At 52.3% G+C, this 17,726-nt stretch carries 17 protein-coding genes; 8 read left to right on the top strand and 9 right to left on the bottom strand.

What is annotated here, in order from left to right; all coding sequences use genetic code 11:
- The first annotated feature begins 17 nt into the window (after window positions 1-17).
- Both ACFE8Q_RS25440 and ACFE8Q_RS25445 read left to right on the top strand, forming a co-directional pair.
- A complete protein-coding gene (locus ACFE8Q_RS25440) occupies window positions 18-1,292 on the top strand; it encodes a right-handed parallel beta-helix repeat-containing protein (protein ID WP_375448263.1) in 1,275 nt (424 codons plus the stop codon).
- Between the two features lie 5 nt (window positions 1,293-1,297).
- Window positions 1,298-2,371, top strand: coding sequence for a phytase (locus tag ACFE8Q_RS25445; protein ID WP_375448264.1), 1,074 nt, complete (start codon window positions 1,298-1,300; stop codon window positions 2,369-2,371).
- A gap of 59 nt (window positions 2,372-2,430) precedes the next feature.
- Here the strand turns inward: ACFE8Q_RS25445 and ACFE8Q_RS25450 are convergent, their stop codons facing one another.
- On the bottom strand, window positions 2,431-3,012 hold the full coding sequence (locus tag ACFE8Q_RS25450) for a hypothetical protein (RefSeq protein WP_375448265.1): 582 nt from the start codon (window positions 3,010-3,012) through the stop codon (window positions 2,431-2,433).
- A gap of 126 nt (window positions 3,013-3,138) precedes the next feature.
- On the opposite strand from ACFE8Q_RS25450, the gene ACFE8Q_RS25455 reads away from it, so the two are divergent.
- Window positions 3,139-3,519, top strand: coding sequence for a MerC domain-containing protein (locus tag ACFE8Q_RS25455; RefSeq protein ID WP_375448266.1), 381 nt, complete (start codon window positions 3,139-3,141; stop codon window positions 3,517-3,519).
- 3 nt (window positions 3,520-3,522) lie between these two features.
- Here the strand turns inward: ACFE8Q_RS25455 and ACFE8Q_RS25460 are convergent, their stop codons facing one another.
- The 7 genes from ACFE8Q_RS25460 to ACFE8Q_RS25490 form a co-directional block, all read right to left on the bottom strand.
- Entirely contained in the window at window positions 3,523-3,762 is a 240-nt protein-coding gene (locus ACFE8Q_RS25460) for a hypothetical protein (protein ID WP_375448267.1), read from the bottom strand.
- An 8-nt stretch (window positions 3,763-3,770) separates the two neighbouring features.
- Window positions 3,771-5,267: an NADH-quinone oxidoreductase subunit N gene (locus tag ACFE8Q_RS25465; RefSeq protein WP_375448268.1), complete on the bottom strand. Its 1,497-nt coding sequence runs from the start codon at window positions 5,265-5,267 to the stop codon at window positions 3,771-3,773.
- 123 nt (window positions 5,268-5,390) lie between these two features.
- The gene (locus ACFE8Q_RS25470) at window positions 5,391-6,209 is read right to left on the bottom strand and encodes a TerC family protein (protein ID WP_375448269.1); all 819 of its coding nucleotides are present in this window, start codon (window positions 6,207-6,209) and stop codon (window positions 5,391-5,393) included.
- Between the two features lie 175 nt (window positions 6,210-6,384).
- Complete coding sequence (gene rpmA, locus ACFE8Q_RS25475) at window positions 6,385-6,675, bottom strand: 50S ribosomal protein L27 (RefSeq protein ID WP_375448270.1); 291 nt, start codon at window positions 6,673-6,675, stop codon at window positions 6,385-6,387.
- Between the two features lie 115 nt (window positions 6,676-6,790).
- Complete coding sequence (gene rplU, locus ACFE8Q_RS25480) at window positions 6,791-7,108, bottom strand: 50S ribosomal protein L21 (RefSeq protein WP_207332418.1); 318 nt, start codon at window positions 7,106-7,108, stop codon at window positions 6,791-6,793.
- Between the two features lie 112 nt (window positions 7,109-7,220).
- Window positions 7,221-11,474, bottom strand: a complete 4,254-nt coding sequence (locus tag ACFE8Q_RS25485; protein ID WP_375448271.1) for an ELWxxDGT repeat protein — start codon at window positions 11,472-11,474, stop codon at window positions 7,221-7,223.
- A 40-nt stretch (window positions 11,475-11,514) separates the two neighbouring features.
- The gene (locus ACFE8Q_RS25490; protein ID WP_375448272.1) at window positions 11,515-12,294 is read right to left on the bottom strand and encodes a YybH family protein; all 780 of its coding nucleotides are present in this window, start codon (window positions 12,292-12,294) and stop codon (window positions 11,515-11,517) included.
- Between the two features lie 217 nt (window positions 12,295-12,511).
- Between ACFE8Q_RS25490 and ACFE8Q_RS25495 the strand changes: the two genes are divergently transcribed.
- Both ACFE8Q_RS25495 and ACFE8Q_RS25500 read left to right on the top strand, forming a co-directional pair.
- Window positions 12,512-14,329, top strand: a complete 1,818-nt coding sequence (locus tag ACFE8Q_RS25495; RefSeq protein ID WP_375448273.1) for a 7TM-DISM domain-containing protein — start codon at window positions 12,512-12,514, stop codon at window positions 14,327-14,329.
- Window positions 14,326-14,964: a response regulator gene (locus ACFE8Q_RS25500; protein WP_375448274.1), complete on the top strand. Its 639-nt coding sequence runs from the start codon at window positions 14,326-14,328 to the stop codon at window positions 14,962-14,964. Before ACFE8Q_RS25495 ends, ACFE8Q_RS25500 begins: the two co-directional genes overlap by 4 nt.
- A gap of 4 nt (window positions 14,965-14,968) precedes the next feature.
- Here ACFE8Q_RS25500 and ACFE8Q_RS25505 read toward each other — a convergent pair whose 3' ends face one another.
- The gene (locus tag ACFE8Q_RS25505) at window positions 14,969-15,406 is read right to left on the bottom strand and encodes a PaaI family thioesterase (protein ID WP_375448275.1); all 438 of its coding nucleotides are present in this window, start codon (window positions 15,404-15,406) and stop codon (window positions 14,969-14,971) included.
- A 130-nt stretch (window positions 15,407-15,536) separates the two neighbouring features.
- On the opposite strand from ACFE8Q_RS25505, the gene ACFE8Q_RS25510 reads away from it, so the two are divergent.
- From ACFE8Q_RS25510 to ACFE8Q_RS25520, 3 genes are all read left to right on the top strand, one after another.
- Window positions 15,537-16,298: a phosphosulfolactate synthase gene (locus ACFE8Q_RS25510; RefSeq protein WP_375448276.1), complete on the top strand. Its 762-nt coding sequence runs from the start codon at window positions 15,537-15,539 to the stop codon at window positions 16,296-16,298.
- Between the two features lie 46 nt (window positions 16,299-16,344).
- Entirely contained in the window at window positions 16,345-16,998 is a 654-nt protein-coding gene (locus ACFE8Q_RS25515) for a DedA family protein (RefSeq protein WP_375448277.1), read from the top strand.
- A 90-nt stretch (window positions 16,999-17,088) separates the two neighbouring features.
- Window positions 17,089-17,643 (top strand): DUF177 domain-containing protein, encoded by a 555-nt coding sequence (locus ACFE8Q_RS25520; protein WP_375448278.1) that lies wholly within the window; start codon window positions 17,089-17,091, stop codon window positions 17,641-17,643.
- Window positions 17,644-17,726 lie beyond the last annotated feature (83 nt).

Below are 17,726 nucleotides of genomic sequence, written 5' to 3' on the forward strand. Positions count from 1 at the left end.
TTTAAACCAAGAATATCATGAAAAAGGCAATTTTTTCAGCCCTTGTGCTGGTTTCAGTCATCGTTGGCTGTAAAAAAATGGACGACCCGGTTGTAACTCCAGTTGTGGTTCCACCCGTTGTGCAGGAAAACGTAGGCGGTGATGTGTCGGGCGTTTGGACAAAAGGCGGAACGTATAAAATCACCAACCACCTACAGATCTCGGAAGGTAAATCGCTGACCATTCAGGAGGGCGCAACCGTTATTTTCAGCGACTCGACGGTCAAGCCGGAGTTTATTGTAAAAGGTAATTTATACGTATTGGGCACCGACCAAAACCCAGTTAAATTTACCGTACCGGATGCCTGGAAAGTTGCCCGTAACGAGTTCGGTAATCTATGGGGCGGCATCATCGCCAGTCCAAAATCGGAGGAGTTGGTGCTGAAAAATGTGATCATGGAATACGGTGGTGCGGTGACTACCGAGAGTTCACCATCGGTAAAAGCGGGTTTGTACAAAGCCGTTGCAGGTAGCCACGTACCGGCGGTGAATTTCACGAATGTGAACGGTAAAGTGGTGATTATCAACAGCCGTCTGAACAACCAGAATGAAGATGGCATTTACCTGGAAGGTGGTAAAGTTATCATTGCCAATAATGTGATCTACACGCAGGGTGTTTCGGGAGGCGATGCCATCAACATCAAGTCAGGCGTGCAGGCCGATGTGGCGTATAACCTGGTGTACAGCCCCAATACCAACGCGCTGAAACTCTCGAACGCAGGCGACCGTCCGGTACAGGCTTATGTGATTGCGTATAACAACACGATTGTCAATGCTGGCTGGCGTCGGCCGAGTATAAAGGGTGGTTCGATATGGGTAGAGGCTGGCGTTCGGGCCGAGCTATATAACAACCTTTTTGCAAATGACCGTTTTGGTATCAAGCGTGACACGAAACTTACTGAAGATCAGGTGCAGGGCCGCAGCAAGTTTGCTAATAACTACTACTACGGCTACACGCAGCAGGGCGTTGACCAGTTCCAGCCGACAGCGGAGATTATTGCCGGTACCAACGACGTGATTGGCAAGAAAGCCGGTGATAACGATCCGAAATTTGTGAACTTCCCGCTCGATAACCCGTCGCTGAACCAGACGTTCAACACGGCCTGGAGTTTTAAACTACAGGCTGGTTCACCGGCGTTGGGCAAAGGTAACACGACCTTTACCCGTTTATTTGCCGATGGCATCACGGTTGGTGGCGTACTGTATCAGTCACCGGCTCCCGCAACCTACGTAGGTGCCTACGGAACAAACTAAGCAGCATGTATCGATATAGTGTCATTTGTTTGATTGGGTTAGCTGCCGCTGCCTGCCAACAACCCGCTGGCCGGGTTGGGCAGACAGCGGCCGATTCAAGTCAGGTAGTTCAGCCCGTTGCCGTAACCGATTCGGTACAGCATGATTCCGACGATCCGGCCGTTTGGGTAAATGCGAAGGACCCGGCGCAGAGCCTGATTATAGGTACCGATAAAGACTCGGACGGCGGTCTGTACGTGTATGATTTGGCCGGTCATTTACAGGCCAACAAAACGGTTCGCGGGTTGAAGCGGCCCAACAATGTGGATGTAGAGTATGGCCTGTTACTCAACGGTAAACGCACCGACATTGCGGTGACGACCGAGCGCGAAACGCATAACCTCCGCATCTTCTCCCTACCCGACATGAAACCCATCGACGGAGGTGGTATTCCCATGTTTGAGGGCGAGACCGGAACGGGTTTCCGCGACCTGATGGGCATTGCGTTGTACCGCACCAAATCAGGCGATATTCAGGCGATTGTGGGCCGAAAGAGCGGCCCCACCGATGGAACGTACCTGTGGCAATATCGGCTGGCCGACGCGGGTAATGGGCAGGTGAAGGCGACGTTGCTCCGCAAGTTTGGCGAGTATAGCGGCCGAAAAGAGATTGAATCCATTGCCGTTGACGATAGGCTTGGGTACGTCTATTATTCGGATGAAGGCATTGGTGTTCGGCAGTACTTCGCTGATTCAGAGCGCGGTAACAAGCAGTTGGCTCTGTTTGCAACGCAGGGGTTTGCCGAAGACCATGAAGGTATTTCGATCTACGCCACCAGCGATACCACAGGCTACCTGCTGGTATCGGATCAGGGGGGAGACCGGTTTCAGATCTTCCGGCGGGAAGGGCAGGCCGGGCAGCCCTATGCGCATCCGTGGGTACGTACCACGCGGGTGCTGGCCCATCAAAGTGATGGCTCCGAGACCATCACGCAACCGCTGAACAGTCAGTTTAAACACGGATTATTCATCGCGATGAGCGATAACCGGACGTTTCAGCTCTATCGCTGCGAAGATGTGCTGGGTACGTTGCTGAAATAGGTTGGCATGAACAGAGCCAGTTAGGCCATCTCTACAAGGTATGGCCTAACTGGCTCTGTTTATTTCACCGTTAGGGTAAAGTTCAGATTCACATCGTCGGAGCCGGGAGCACTTGTCCCATTTTTAACCGCTACCCCGTTGATTGGGGGCTGATGCCGAAGGCGCACGGTCAATTGACCGGTCCCGGCGGCTCCTGTGCGGGCTGTGCCGGTCAGGCCCACCGGAAAGTTGCGGCTATCCAGGTCGCCGTACGTATATGTCAGCAAAGTAGTAGGGCTGGCTGTATACAGGAACAGGTGCTCGTCCTGTTTCGCCTTTATCTCATTTGTAACATTGTCGGTGGGCGTTTTGCTTTCGTCCAGCACCTCAACTGTCACGCTATAACTGGTGTTGGCGGTCAGCGTAACGGCATCGAATTTGGTTGGTGCTGCGCCACCGTCGCCGTCTTTATCCTGATAACTAAATGCCTGCGTGTTGGTGGTGCCTTGCTGGGTGAAGCGCAGTGTCACGGTAGTTATCAGTTCGTTTTCGTCGGCGGGTTGGGGGTCGGTCGCTTTTTTGCAACCGTTCAGTAAGAGTAGACTGCCTATCGCCAGAACCCAGCCTGTGTACATAATGTGCTTTTTGTGAAGTTGATGCATCGTAATCCTGTTGAGTTTGATGATGCAAACATACGTAAACGCAACGTTGTTGCAAATTAATTTGCAACCTTATTGCATTTGACCTGGTTACCATCTTACTTTTGTTCCACAGAACTAAGCGTGATAATGAAGTTGGACGTTGTTGATAAGAAAGCGGATTACATTGGCATTACGGGGTCAGTGCTATGCCTTATTCACTGCTTAGCTGCGCCCGTATTGGTGATGACGTCAAGCCTGCTTCGCGACGACACGCTGCGGGCCGGGTTTCTGAGCCTGGATTATATTTTTATCGCCGTCAACATTGTGGCTGTTTACTTCGCCACCCGAAATCATACGTCATCGGCTATTCGCACGGCTCTGTGGAGTTTCCTGTTTGTATTTGCCGTAGGGTTGCTGCTCGAAGAGGTGAGTCCTGTGTTTGAGTACCTTGCCTACGCGGCATCGACAGGCCTGGTTATCTCCCATCTGTTTAATCTACGCCAACACCGGATAGCACATTCGAGATAGGTTTTAACCCTTTGCTCTTGTCAGGGAGAAGACAGCAATTAACACCCAGACCACGTTTACCAGGGCCGACGGATAGGCGCCGTGGTAGTAGGTGTTTACGATGAAGAACAGGCCACCAATCAGATTGGCCCATATGTACCGGGGATCTTTGGCGTCCAGCCGACCCTGCATATTCAGAAAATAGGCACCGACAATCAGAACGGAAGCAACCCAGCCCAGGGTTTCGATGAGGTAATGGAGCATGGTCTAACTTAAAAAGTGGCGATGAACTGAAGGATCCAGTTGGGCTTGATAAACAGGAGCACTACGGGCGGTACCGTTATGGCCAGGGCTACCCACTGCGCCAATGTTAACTGCACAGGTACGTTGCTGGCAACGGCATTGGTTGGTAGCGGGCGGAAAATCAGCAGGAAGGGAATGCGCAAATAATAGAATAGCGAAATAACGGCATTGGCCAGACCCAGCCCGAATAGCCAGATCAACCACGGGTTACCCGATGATTGATAGGCACTAAACAACGCTGAAAAGGAGAGGAGTTTCGCCGTAAAACCAACGGTGGGCGGCAGGCCCGTTAACGCCAGTGCAACTATCACCAGGCCGACCGTCAGGAGGGGAGCTACTGCACCCCGCCCGGCAAAATCGGCGATTCGCAGGGAGCCATTCGGAGCCAGCGCATCGATGAGGAAAAAGGCCGCCAGTGAAATGAACAGGTACGTTGCCATATAGAACACCGCTGCCTGAAATCCTGTATCAGACAATGCCACAACGCCAACCAGCAAAAAGCCCGCCTGCGCAATGGTTGAATAAGCCAACAGTCGCTTGGCATCGGTTTGCCGCAGGGCTGACAGGTTCCCGATCAGAATACCCGCCAGTGCTATAACGGCCAGCGGCGTTTGCAGGCCAGCCACAGGAATGGCCGATAACAGGCGCATCAACACCAGCAAGGCAGCGGCTTTGGGGCCGATGGAGAAGAAAGCCGCCACCGGAACGGGTGCCGCTTCGTAGGCATCCGGCGTCCAGATCTGGAACGGCACCGCTGATAGTTTAAACAGAAGACCCGCCATGGTCAGTAGCCCGGCTACAAGCGTAATACTTCCGCCTTTAGCCAATTCTACACCAAATACGGTGCTGGTAATATCGAGCGTACCGGTCAGGCCGTAGAGCAGTGACATGCCGTAGAGCATGACCGCCGAACTGACCGCGCCAAACAGCAGGTATTTCAAGCCGCCTTCCGACGCTTTCCGGTCACAAACAAGGCCCGTGAGCAGGTATGAACTGATCGAAACCAGTTCGAGGCTCAGGTAAATCGACAGCAGGTTCACGGCCATCGACAGGAGAAACAGGCCCAATACCAGCGCCGTCAGCAAGGCGTACCATTCGGTGGGTAGCTTTCGTTTCGCCAAATCGTGCCTTGCATCACCGCTTTGCCAGGTTCCGGTCTCCCACAAGACCACGCAGAAGGCACCTAACGCCACCACGCCTTTAATCAACACAGCCTGGTTGTCGAGGAAAAGCAAGTCCAGGAATAAGCCACCCCGGTAGGCTTCGTTGACGGCCAGCCCGCCGGCAACAAATAGGCCAACAAGGGTTATGGTAGTTAGCCAGGTACGTGTCTGTTGTTCACCTACTCGCCGTAGCAGGACCACTTCGGCAAGCAGCAGGCCGCAAAAAACAAGAGCCAGCCACCCTTCAGCGCCAACGCCGCTGAGGCTATCAATAATGTTTCGTAATTGGTCGGTGAGGGGCAATGGGCAAGAATTGAGAGTGACGAGTTAAGAAGTAAGAGTTGGCTGACGTAAGTTTACTAATGTGGCATTTCGGTGCGCACCAGTAAACTTGCGTCAGCCAACTCTCACCTCTCAATTTTTGATTTAAATCAGTCCTTCGCGTTCAGCTTGTTCTTCGTAACCCCGCATGTGGATCGGCTTCTGATTCTTGCGGAGTTTTATGTTCAGCACCTCAACCATCAGTGAGAAGGCGATGGCAAAGTAGAGATACCCTTTCGGTACGGTTCCAACGGGTGAGTTGAAGAACGTTACTTCTGATAGGTGCGCCCCCTCGGCAATAAGCATGAAACCGATCATGATCAAAAACGACAGGCCCAGCATCTGAATGCTAGGGTGTTCATTGACAAATCGGCCGACTGGGCCAGAGAAGAACATCATGATCAGAACCGACAAAACAACGGCTATAATCATGACAGGTACGTTCTGGGTAAGGCCAACAGCCGTTAGGATCGAGTCGATCGAGAATACAACGTTGATAATGGCAATTTGCGTCACAACGCTTGAAACGGTTGATTTGCCACCTTTCTTGTCGTCGCCTACTTCGTCATTTTGTGGGTCGCCTTCCAGCTTGTGGTGAATTTCTGAAGTTGCTTTGTACAAGAGGAACAGCCCACCAACAACCAGAATAATACTCTGTCCAGTAGGCGCAGCCACTAACCAGCCCGTATCGACATGGGTAAATGGCTTGCTGAGCGAAATCAGGAAGGAAATGCCAAACAGCAAGGCCACCCGAAAGAGCATAGCCAGCAATAAACCGATGTTACGCGCTTTTGCCTGATCGGCTCGAGCTAGTTTATTGGCGGCAATGGAGATGAAAATGATGTTGTCTATACCCAGTACGATTTCCAGGAATGTGAGGGTTAACAGACTGACAATGGCTTCTGCCGTAAACAGTTGATCCATGAAGGTTGGTTGTATGATTGCCCGAAGTTACCGGTGACAGGGGAGTGGTGCAACCCATTTATAGAAATGGCCCCAGGCTGCCAGGAAAGGTTCGTAAGCTGGATGGCACCGAATGGGCATGAAAAAACCGCCTGTTGGTGAAACAAGCGGTTCGTTCCGTTGATGAACTTAAAGCTTACTCAGCAGCAACGGCTACCGGAGCAGCAGCTACTTCAGATGGAATAACGTTCACCATCGACCGGTCTGCGCGACCTTTCGAAAAGGTAACGGTACCGTCGATAAGCGCAAATAGGGTGTGGTCTTTGCCAATACCCACGTTCTTGCCAGGATGGTGTTTCGTGCCGCGCTGGCGGACGATGATGTTACCGGCGATGGCCACCTGACCACCGAATAATTTGACGCCCAGTCGCTTGCTGATGCTGTCACGGCCGTTCCTTGAACTACCGACGCCTTTCTTGTGTGCCATTTTTAGAAATGGTTTACAGTTCTCAATTTACTGTCTTCAGTTGCGCTGCCTATCAGACGTGTAAGTGCGGAAGGCGGAGCAACAGTAAACGGTAAACAGTAAACAGTAAACTGATTTAGACGGTGATATCGTTGATTTGAACTTTGGTCAAGTATTGACGGTGGCCATTTTTCTTCTTGTAGCCTTTCCGACGTTTCTTTTTGAAGACGATAACTTTTTCGCCTTTCAGGTGCTCGAGGATGGTTGCCGATACGGTTGCGCCTGCCACGGTAGGAGCGCCAACGGTAATAGCACCTTCGTTGTCAACCAGAAGAACTTTAATCTGGTCGGAGGCAAGTGCAGCGTCCACGTCACCTCCCAGCCTGTGGGTATAGATGAAGCGGCCCTTCTCGATTTTAAATTGCTGCCCTGCGATCTCTACGATTGCGTACATGATCTTTGTGTATATTGAAAATGAGGGTGCAAAGGTAGAAAAAACTTTTCAGTTTTCTGCCCCGTTTTTAGTTCAATTCTATGACGTAGTGTATGGCTTCGCAACGGGTAGGTTACGGACCTACCCTTAACCGCCCGCCCGACAGGTGACGCAGTTGCCCATTGGCTCCGTAACGTACCTGCAAAGCAGTAGCGGCGAAACTTGCCGGAATAATAATGGCATGGTTGAGCGTGACCGCATCGGCACTGGTGGGCACGCGACCGCACGACCAAACGGTAGCGTCGTTCCAGTTGCCGGTTTTCACCGTCGTGTTTTCTGTGTATAAGGTGACCATGACCGGGTTGCTCGCCGGACTACTACAGCCGTTGAGCGTGCAGGTGGCCGTATAACTGGTTGACTGACTAGGCGATACAATAAGCTGATTCCCAGTCGCCCCCGTTGACCAGGTAGTGACTCCCGCGCAGCCCGTAGCCGTAAGCGTTGTGCTTTGGCCTGCGCAGATGGAGAGCGGAGCGGGTTGATTTGTATTTGCCAGTAGAGCGATTTCTGAGTCGGTTAATGCTCGGTTATAAAAGCGCAGATCATCAATGTGTCCTGTCATTCCATCATAAGAAGGAATTGGTTTGCGACCTATATTGAGCGTAGTGGCAGTATAATTTGGCATGCTGAGTGAGCTAAAAGTATTCTGGGCAACCAACGCTCCATTGATATATAATTTAAGCGTATTGCCAGTACGCACACCTGTTATGTGCCGCCATTGCGTGCCGGTTATTGGCGTAGCATAGCTGATTAGCTTACAGCCAAAACTAAATTGAATGGCTGGTTGGGCCACACCTACACTGGCAAAGGCAATCAGGTAACCGCATCCATCACCGTTATAGTCGAACAGGCGTGGGTTAAAATAACCACCCTGATAGAGCGACCACGATGATATGGTAAAGTCACCAGTCAGGCGCAGGGCAGGATTTGAAAAGTCAAGATAGCTGGTGCCTGCTCCCGTTGTGGAGTTTGTAAAGTGTATTGCTTTGTTAGCCGCGCCAAATCGATTTGGTACATAGGTTGTATTGGGCGAAGCAGTTGGATTGATACCGTTGCCACTCTCGTCGTTTAGTCCTCCATCAAATGGGTAATAGGCAATCAGGCCCGTTTGTGGTATGGTCGGCGACATAGGGCCAATCGTTGGTGCTTCTGGCGTTGTGCCGACCCAAATTGCCAGACTATTGGCGGGGCTGGCGCAACTGCCTGCCAAACAGGTAGCCGAGTACGTTCCTGCGCTCGACACCACAAGCACATTGCCGGTGGCTCCCGCGTTCCAGGTTACCGTACCCGCGCAACCCGTTGCCGTGAGCGTGACGCTGGAACCGGCACATAATGTAGCCGATGGGCTGGCCGTGAGCGTGGGCGAACCGGGCGAAGCCGTAATGACAACGCTGGCCGAGACCAGGGCGAGGGCCGGACAGGCATCGGCCGATGGCGAAAGGCTTACCGAATATACATCGCCCGCCGTTGCCGCTTGTACTGGGTACGTGCTGGCGGGCCGTTGGGCAATGCTGACACCGTTGCCTGGGCTGCTGCTGGTGGCGAGGTAGATGGTCTTGTCGGGCGTAACGTGTATTCCCTGTACATAGGTGGCTCCCAGGCCGCTGGCGGTGGTGTAGTTCACGAATGTCTGTCCGCCGTTGGTCGAAATACTCAGCCCTCCACCGCTGCCGGCATAGACTGTTCCGGTAGCATCGACAAAAACAGCTTCAGTATACGTATTGCCCAGACCATTGGCCGTAGTTCGGTTCACAAAGCTGTTTCCACCATCGGTCGAGATACTCAGTCCGCCGTTGGTGGCGACGTAGATTCGTCCGTCGCTGCCGATAGCCACTTCATTACAAACGTTATCGCCTAACCCGTTAGCTACAGTCCTGTTGCTGAATGAATTGCCGCCATCTGCTGAGATACTCAATCCGCCGTAGGTAGCGGCATAAATTTTTCCATCGGTGCCAGCCGCCAGGCCAATAACCGTTACGCCTCCCAGGCCATTGGCGGTTGTCTTGTAGGCGAACGTATTCCCCCCATCCGTCGAAATGGCTAAACCCGCTGCTGTACTGCCTCCGGTGGCCACGTAAATTTTACCCGTGCCATCTACATACACCGAATTGACCGTCCGGGTGCTGATTTTATTGCTGAATGAGTTGCCGCCATCGCTCGATATACTCAGGCCCCCAAACGTGGCAGCATAGATTTTCCCGTCGGCACCAACGAAAGCATTAAGTACCAGGTTAGCGCCCAATCCATTCGCCGTTGTGCGGTTCACAAAGGTTTGTCCGCCATCGGTCGAGATGCTCAGTCCGTTCGTAGTAGCGGCATATATAGTCCCGTTGGCGGCCACATAGACACCAAGTACATTGGCCGAACCCAGCCCGTTAGTGGTTGTGCGGTTCATCGCGCTAAGTATAGGTACGTTGTTACGCGTCCATTGGTAGGCCGGTATGCTCCCGCCGTTGGTGGGCGTTGCCGTGAGCGTTTGGCTGCTGCCCGCGCAGACCAACGGGGGCGTAAGGCCAACCGTGGCGGACGTTGACACGGCGATAGCCTGCACCACCGCGCTACCGGGACCGGTGCAGTTATTGACCGTGCAGGTGGCCGAATAACTACCCGTTGCCGATACCAGCAAAATGCTCCTCGTTGCGCCCGTATTCCAACGTACCTGACCACTACAACCACTGGCGGTGAGCGATGTGGTTTGCCCCAGGCAGAAACTAACCGAACCCGCCGGGCTGATGGTGGGTGCAACGGGTGGGCTGGTGGCTAGCAGGGTAAGCGTAGCACTGTTGGGGCTGGTGCAGCTTTCGGCGGTGCAGGTGGCGAAGTAATCTGCCGTACCTGCCGAGGGCGCAAGAATCAGGCTGGGCCCGGTTGCGCCTGTATTCCAGATAACGCCGCCGGCACAACCAGAGGCCGTCAAGGTAACGCTCGCTCCTGCACACACGCTCGCGCTGGGGCTGGCCGTGAGTGTGGGCGGGGCGGGAACAGCGCAGGTTTTATAGAGTTGTGAGTTGCCATCCGCCGCTTGCCCCCGGAAATAAAGCCGCCCGTTGTAGACCATCGAATAATAAGAAAGGCCACTGTTGCCGGTGTTTACAGCGGCTGAACCGCCATTTGGTCCGGGCCATAAATCCTGCACCAATTGTGTCCCGGCGGTTGATCCGTCGGACCGCCATATTTCGTTGCCAGTGGTTTCGGAGTAGGCGTGGAAATAACAGATGCCGTTGATACAGGCAAAGTCGAGTGGCGTTGACCCCGTTGCGCCGGGGTTGATGTCACGTACCCGGAACGTACCCCCCGCCGTGCCGTCGCTGCGCCACAGTTCGGTGCCGAAGGTAGCATCGTCGGCCGGGAAATACAGGATGTTCTGATACCCTTCGGGATTGTTCTGATAGGTTCGGAAATAACCCGGAACAGTAGCCCCCATGGTCGCGACCAGTGCGGTTCCGGCCTGCGTACCATCCGTTTTCCAGAGTTGATTTAGCGCCGATGTGTTGCCGCCAGCTTGTACGGTGGTTGTAGTGCCGAAAAAGTAGAGGGCGGTAATTGTTGGAATGAATCGCTCAACATTGATGAAAGGCGTTGAGTTGGTTGTGGGCGATTGAGCAATCGACGCGAGGACAACAAAGGCGCTTCCGGTCCATTTTATAATCTGCTCTGTACCGTCTGCCAATCTTGTACAGAAATACGGTAAGCCATTCCAGAGGGTCAGGCCCCGAATACCGTACCCGCCCGTGTTGAGCAGGGCCAATGTACCTGCCGTGGTGCCGTCTGTTTTGTACAAAATAGCATCGCCCGTTGCCTGGAAATAAGCCGTGGTGCCATCCGAAACTACCTGCCCAATCGAGGTAAACTCACTCCTGATGGCATACGTACCTGCGGTGGTGCCGTCGCTGCGCCAGAGGCCATTGCCGTTGTCGGTGAAGAGCAGCACGCCCCCGCTCACTTCAGCCATGTACCTTGGAACGCCACTGAACCCACTTTTTACCAGTTCAACCGCCCCGGTTTGTCCGTTAATCCGCTTCAACTGACCAGCTAGTGTACCAAAATAAAGATGTCCCCCGGCCACACAGCGCCCTGTAGGGTTTCGGTCGAATACATCATTACTAACGAATACGGTGCCCGCCGCCGTACCATCTGTGCGGTAGATGCCGTTAACGTCGCAACTACCACCGCTTGTGTTGAAATAAAGCTGGTTATTGAAGCGACTGAATGAGTTGGGATTGACACTGCAACCAAACTCGTTGACCAGCGAGATCTGGGCAAACGTTTGGCTAAACAGCCCCGTCAATAGCAGCAGGCACAGGCTTGAGCAGATGACTTTATGCATTGACAGGGCCAGAAAATGGGATGGATAGAGAGTAGCGTACTTACTTAGCCGGTGCCTGGCTGGTATTCCAGATGTCGCGGTAGAGTTTCCACTGGCCGTTGTCGTTTTTCCAGACCACGATGTACTTGCCCTTATCGATGGCTTTGCCGTCGGCTCCGGCCAGCGAATAGCGACCGGTTTCTACAATCTGGTCGCCGACCCGCTCTGTTTCGGTCGTTTCCAGCGTGGCTTTCTTGATGCCCATATCAAAAGCACCTTTCCAGAACGGGCCAATGGCTTTGTTGCCGCGAATCACGTCGCCGTTGGGCGGAAATAGCTGAGCATCAGTCGTGTAGAGGTCGCCTAGCGCGGTGGCTCCTTGCTCGAAGGCCCGCATAAATACCTGATTGGCCGCCAGAATGCCCTTGTCAGGTACGTTGGCAGGTGTTTCGGGGGCATAATACATGGCTCCCACATGAACGATCTTCCACTGCCCGCCCATTTTTTCCAGATAGCGCGTTTCGCGGGCATGGTCTGTTGTTCCATCGGTATCTGAAAACACCTGATCGAACTGCGCGAAGGCCGCGTTGCCGTTGACCCGGATTTTGTAGTTGGTATTCTGGAATTTGGCGTTGGAAGGCTTCTGGTTGGCGAACCTGCTGGCCTTATCGCCCGACATATCGATCTCATGAACCTTACCGTTGGGTTCGCTGTAATGCAGGCGGGCCTCAGGTACGTTGGCCCAGGCGTTGGCGTAGGCTTTCTGGTCAACGTTGAGCCAGGCTTGCGTTTCGCCTTCGATCACCGCCTTAATGGCTTTCACGTCAGCAGATTGAGCCATAGTCAGTTGGCTGGTTAACAGCGACAACGTCGCCATAATCCATAAAGAGGAGAGGTGCTTTTTCATCGTGTACGCAGAAATAGGGTTAGCATAATCGGTTGATTGCGCCTTTGCGCTTTAAGGTGATTAGGTACCAAAATTGGCTTGTGCATTCTTTGTACACTATCCCCCGGTTGGGGGATATTTTTAGCCGGGTATTTCTCTTTCATTTGTCTTGATGATGAACCGATTGACCTGCTTCAAGCCGATTCTACGAGGGGTCATAATGGGCCTGCTCCTGTGCCTGACGGCTGTCGGCGGGTGGGCGCAGCCTTGCCTGCGACTGGATACCCTGCAACCGGGCAACTACCTGTCTACCTGCTTATTGACGTTTACGGATTCGACCGGCCAACTCAATGTGAGTCAACTGAATCTGAATTTGTTCAAACCAACTGGCACCGATCACCCCGGCTTTGGTACCGACGGGCTGGTTCACTGGCTCACCTTCACCTGTCAGAACGGCGCTAAACAGGCCCGGAAATTCGTGCTGGAAGTGGATATTGTCTACGCCGACGAGATGAGTTTCTATATGCTCGATGGCAAAAAAATCACCTTCCAGATCGAACACGACAGTTGGCATGTGCCGCTCTGGAAACGAAAAATTGCGTCGCGTTACTTCGCCTTTCCGCTCGATTTAGCTCCTGAACAGGCTGTTCGGGTGTTTATCCGGGCTCAGGAACAGAGCGGTACGCTCATTACGCCGATCCGAATCTGGGAGCGGTCAGCCTATGAACGCTATTATTCCACCGAAACCAACATTCTGATTCTCCCGCCAATCATCCTGCTGTTTCTAGCAGCGGTTGGGCTTAGCTTATTTGTAGCCTCCCGTCACCTGATCTGGCTATTTTATGCCGTCTATGCGTTTGGTACGGCGGTGTACAACCTGAATATTGAGGGCGTCATGGCCCATTACCTGCCAACTCCATTCAACAGCATAAAAGGCTACTCTCTGGGTATTTCGCTGGGGTATATAGGAAGTCTGCTCTTCACACATGAGTATGTGTATAAACGGCTTTCGCAGCCAATTCGCTGGCTCCGGCAAGCCACCTACGGGCTGATCGCTGTTCAGACTGCCTGGTTTTTGTATGTACTGGTCATGCCGTTTCGATACGGTACGGCCGATATGGTCCTGCTACTGACAGCCCTCACGGCTGCCTTTTTGCTGATGCATCTGTTGGTGTGCCTTGCCAGGGGGAGCTACGAAGCCCGCAACTACCTGCTGGCTATCGCCCCATTTCTGCTGATTGTGCTGATTAGAGTATGCGATAGAGTGGGTCTGCTGGAAACGCAGGATTGGCATTACTACCTGCGGTATTATGCACCTTTGGTTGAGATACTTATCCTGGGCGTAGGGGCTGTTCGGCAGTTGATGCGTGAACGAGAAGCTACGCTGTTGCAGTTAAGCAATACGCAAAAAGAAGTAATTTTAAGTCAGGAAGCCGAACGTCGCCGCATTGCCCAGGATTTGCATGATGACATTGGCACCTCCCTGATTGCCCTGCGCGGCCGACTGTCGGTGAGTAATCCAGAAGCGCATAGCTTGCTCGATCAGATCATTTCCGATGTGCGGGCTGTATCGCATAACCTGATGCCCGATGAATTGGCGAACCTCGGCCTGCCCGGTGCTGTCGCTGAAGCTGTGCGTCGGTTTCAAGAGTCATCCACTATCAAATTTATGGCGGTCTGCGCAGGTGACGTAGTGGTGCTTGCCGATACGACCGAACTGGCTATATACCGGGCTGTGCTGGAACTCATGCACAACGTAGTTCGGCACAGTGGGGCCACCGAGGCGGTAGTGCAGTTAGTTTATCATGCTGACCTGCTGAACGTTACGGTCGAAGATAATGGAAAGGGATTCGATGCTGAAAAGAGGGCAGACAGTGGTGGAATTGGCCTTAAAAATGTAGCTTCACGGACTGATTGGTTAGGCGGCAACATGGCCATTGACTCATCAGGAGTGGGTACCACAATTCGGATCGACATCCCTTACTCATGACCCTTGACAGTTCATCACCTGTCCGAATTTTACTGGCGGATGACCATGCGTTATTCAGCGATGGGCTGGCCCTGCAGTTAACTCAGGCTAACCCTGCTGTGACGGTGGTTGGGCAGGTATTCAGAGGAAGTGATGTGGTACCGGCTGTGCAGCGCTATTCGCCTCATGTGGTGCTTCTGGATATAAATCTGCCCGTGCCAAACGGGATTGATTGCCTTCGTCAGCTTTCAGCAACGTACCCAGCCGTTAAAACGGTTATGCTGACGATGTATGCCTATCAGCATTTCATCAATGAATGTCGCGAAGCAGGAGCGGCTGCATACCTGCTTAAACATGTTCGGGTGCCTGTGATGCTGGATACCATTGCACGGGTGCTAATCGGCGAACGCGTTTTTCCCGTGCCAACTGTTCCCGACATGCATGCGGCAGACAGCTTCGTGACGCGCTTCAAACTAACGCCCACTGAGTTGAAAATTATTGCCCTTATTCGGCAGGGAAGAAATACTCAACAGATTGGAGAACAACTGTTTGTTAGTTTTGAAACGGTTAAATCGCATCGCAAAAACATCTACCGTAAACTCAATATTACCCACCTGTCGCAATTGCTCGACTTCGCCCATGAGCAGGGGTTGTAAATACTTATAATTTAAACCCCGTCTGTATCAGATTTGTGCTGCACTTGGCCATGAGTTTACCGTCGACGTTGGTAATGCGGCCCTCTACATGAATAATGGTACGCCCTGCCCGCACCACATTGGCCTCGGCAAGGAGCACATCGCCTAACCGGGCCGGATTCAGGAAATCCATTGCCAGATTAACTGATGTATACCCATATTCTCGCCCCATCGCAAATACCGTCAGGCCACACAGATCGTCGAGAATGGCGGAGGCTGCCCCTCCGTGAAGCACCTGCATCGGGTTCACCATATCGTCGCGAACAACGTACCTGGCCACTGTTCGTCCCGCTTCTACAGCGACCAACGTGCCATTTAGCCACCTCCCTAACCCCGACGGGCTCTGGTTCATTGGCAGCTCGATCATCGACTGAAACAGGGCCAGTCTGGGGTTCATTTCCATATCGCAAAAATAGCATTTAACTAAGCCATACTGCCTGAAACAGCGTGTATATGTGTATTTAATTGTGAGTTTCTGGTAAGTCTTGCTACTTTTGCGCGACTTACGATAACATGTATCCGTACAAGATCGAATGAATTATACGTTAACTCAGATTCCTGACCGTACTCCTAAACCGCGCCACAGCGGCTTCACGATGGTTATGGATAAAGGCCTCAGCCTGCGCGAAGTTGAAGATATGCTGTCTATGTCGGCAGATTATATCGACATCGTTAAACTTGGCTGGGCCACTTCCTTCGTCACGCCAAACCTCCAGCAAAAACTCGACGCCTACAAAGCAGCAGGTATTCCTGTCTACTTTGGCGGAACGCTGTTTGAAGCTTTCGTGGTCCGTAATCAGTTCGAAGATTACCGCCGGCTGCTCGATAAATATGATCTGAAATTCGCCGAAGTATCCGACGGTTCTCTGGAAATGGACCCCGACGAGAAGTGTGAATACATTCGTACGCTGGCTCAGCAGGTGACCGTTCTGTCTGAAGTGGGGTCGAAAGATGAAGCGAAGATCATTCCACCCTATAAGTGGATCAAACTGATGACAACCGAACTCGAAGCGGGTGCCTGGAAAGTAATCGGTGAAGCCCGTGAAGGGGGCACAGTTGGCCTTTTCCGTGCCAGCGGCGAAGTTCGTCAGGGGCTTGTTGAAGAGATTCTAACCCAGATTCCGTCAGAAAAGATTATCTGGGAAGCACCGCAGAAAGAGCAGCAGGTTTGGTTTGTCAAACTGCTGGGTGCCAACGTAAACGTTGGTAACATTGCGCCAAACGAGGTTATTCCGCTCGAAACGATCCGGTTGGGCCTGCGTGGAGACACGTTCAGCTTTTTCCTGGATAAATAAAACATAAAATAGGCTGGTAAGAGCCATTTATCAGGCTACTCACTTTATGGAAATCATCAAATCGCTCCTCGACTTTCTGCTCCATCTCGATAAATTTCTCGACTTGTGGGCCAACGAATATGGCGTGTTGCTATACGCTATTCTGTTTCTAATTATTTTCACCGAGACAGGTCTGATCGTGATGCCACTACTGCCCGGCGATTCGCTGTTGTTTGCGGCTGGCGCACTAGCGGCCCGCGACACCAACGAGTTGAGTGTGGCCGTGATTATCCCGCTGTTGATCGTGGCCGCTCTACTAGGCGATAATGTCAACTATTTCGTGGGTCGCAAGCTAGGAACGCAGATCAAATCGCGGGAGCGAATCCTGTTTTTCAAGCGCGAATACATTACCGAAACCGAGAAGTTTTACGCCAAACATGGCGGCCGCACCGTAATTATTGCCCGGTTTATTCCGATTGTGCGCACGATTGCTCCGTTCGTGGCTGGTGCAGGAAGTATGAATTACGCTACCTATATAAAGAACTGTATTATCGGAGCGGTACTATGGGTGGTTAGCATCACACTGCTGGGCTACTTCTTCGGTAACCTTGACATTGTACAGAAGAACTTCGAGATCGTCGTGTTTGGCATCGTCGGTTTATCGCTGATGCCTATCCTGGTGCAGTTCATCAAGCAGAAACTGACGAGCAACGCGGCTTAGGAGAGTTCGCCCCTTGAACTTTAGCCAGCGAAGCTTTCTGTTTCCGCACGGAGTTTCGTATCTTTGCGGCCTTGTTAGCGAATGATTGAGGTGAACGAACTACGTCAATACGATATTAACATCATTGGTTTAGAGCCGAAACGCTATGAATATGACTATTCGTCGGGCAAAGCGTTCTTTCAGGCCCTTGATCAACAGTTGATTAGCAAAGGCGATGTGCAAACCCATCTGATTCTCGACAAGTCGGAGACAATGATTCGTCTCGACTTTTCGATTACCGGTGTGGTGGAACGTACCTGCGACCGAAGCCTCGATTTATATGACGAACATGTGGATACGCGCCAAACGCTATTCCTGAAATTCGCCGATCGAAACGAGGAGCTGACCGATGAAATCGAACTGATTGAGCGGAATACCGCAACGATCAACGTAGCCCGCTACATATTCGATTATATCGTATTGTCGATGCCCATGAAAGGGTTGCATCCCCGATTCCGCGAGGAGGAAGACGATGACGACTTGTCGGACGGTAAACTAATTTATTCGTCGGGTGCTGTTGCCGAAACAGACAGTGACGAAGTAAAAGAAGAAAAAACCGCAGTGGATCCCCGGTGGGAGGCCCTGCGTAAATTGAGTAATAACTAACGAAACGTTCAACGTCTTAGTGTCCAGGGGTCAACGTCGTTGTGGCCTTTTGCACACTGGACATTAAACATTAAACTGATTTT

This window comes from uncultured Fibrella sp. (assembly GCF_964250085.1).
Taxonomy (GTDB): Bacteria; Bacteroidota; Bacteroidia; order Cytophagales; family Spirosomataceae; genus Fibrella.

Bases quoted from the DNA above. Each gene is read 5' to 3' on its own strand.
- ACFE8Q_RS25470 (WP_375448269.1), bottom strand. From the start codon at position 6,209: ATGGATCAACTGTTTACGGCAGAAGCCATTGTCAGTCTGTTAACCCTC.
- ACFE8Q_RS25510 (WP_375448276.1), top strand. From the start codon at position 15,537: ATGAATTATACGTTAACTCAGATTCCTGACCGTACTCCTAAACCGCGC.
- ACFE8Q_RS25515 (WP_375448277.1), top strand. From the start codon at position 16,345: ATGGAAATCATCAAATCGCTCCTCGACTTTCTGCTCCATCTCGATAAA.
- ACFE8Q_RS25490 (WP_375448272.1), bottom strand. From the start codon at position 12,294: ATGGCTCAATCTGCTGACGTGAAAGCCATTAAGGCGGTGATCGAAGGC.
- rplU (WP_207332418.1), bottom strand. From the start codon at position 7,108: ATGTACGCAATCGTAGAGATCGCAGGGCAGCAATTTAAAATCGAGAAG.
- ACFE8Q_RS25505 (WP_375448275.1), bottom strand. From the start codon at position 15,406: ATGGAAATGAACCCCAGACTGGCCCTGTTTCAGTCGATGATCGAGCTG.
- ACFE8Q_RS25450 (WP_375448265.1), bottom strand. From the start codon at position 3,012: ATGCATCAACTTCACAAAAAGCACATTATGTACACAGGCTGGGTTCTG.
- ACFE8Q_RS25455 (WP_375448266.1), top strand. From the start codon at position 3,139: ATGAAGTTGGACGTTGTTGATAAGAAAGCGGATTACATTGGCATTACG.
- ACFE8Q_RS25495 (WP_375448273.1), top strand. From the start codon at position 12,512: ATGATGAACCGATTGACCTGCTTCAAGCCGATTCTACGAGGGGTCATA.
- ACFE8Q_RS25460 (WP_375448267.1), bottom strand. From the start codon at position 3,762: ATGCTCCATTACCTCATCGAAACCCTGGGCTGGGTTGCTTCCGTTCTG.
- ACFE8Q_RS25500 (WP_375448274.1), top strand. From the start codon at position 14,326: ATGACCCTTGACAGTTCATCACCTGTCCGAATTTTACTGGCGGATGAC.
- ACFE8Q_RS25440 (WP_375448263.1), top strand. From the start codon at position 18: ATGAAAAAGGCAATTTTTTCAGCCCTTGTGCTGGTTTCAGTCATCGTT.
- ACFE8Q_RS25485 (WP_375448271.1), bottom strand. From the start codon at position 11,474: ATGCATAAAGTCATCTGCTCAAGCCTGTGCCTGCTGCTATTGACGGGG.
- rpmA (WP_375448270.1), bottom strand. From the start codon at position 6,675: ATGGCACACAAGAAAGGCGTCGGTAGTTCAAGGAACGGCCGTGACAGC.
- ACFE8Q_RS25445 (WP_375448264.1), top strand. From the start codon at position 1,298: ATGTATCGATATAGTGTCATTTGTTTGATTGGGTTAGCTGCCGCTGCC.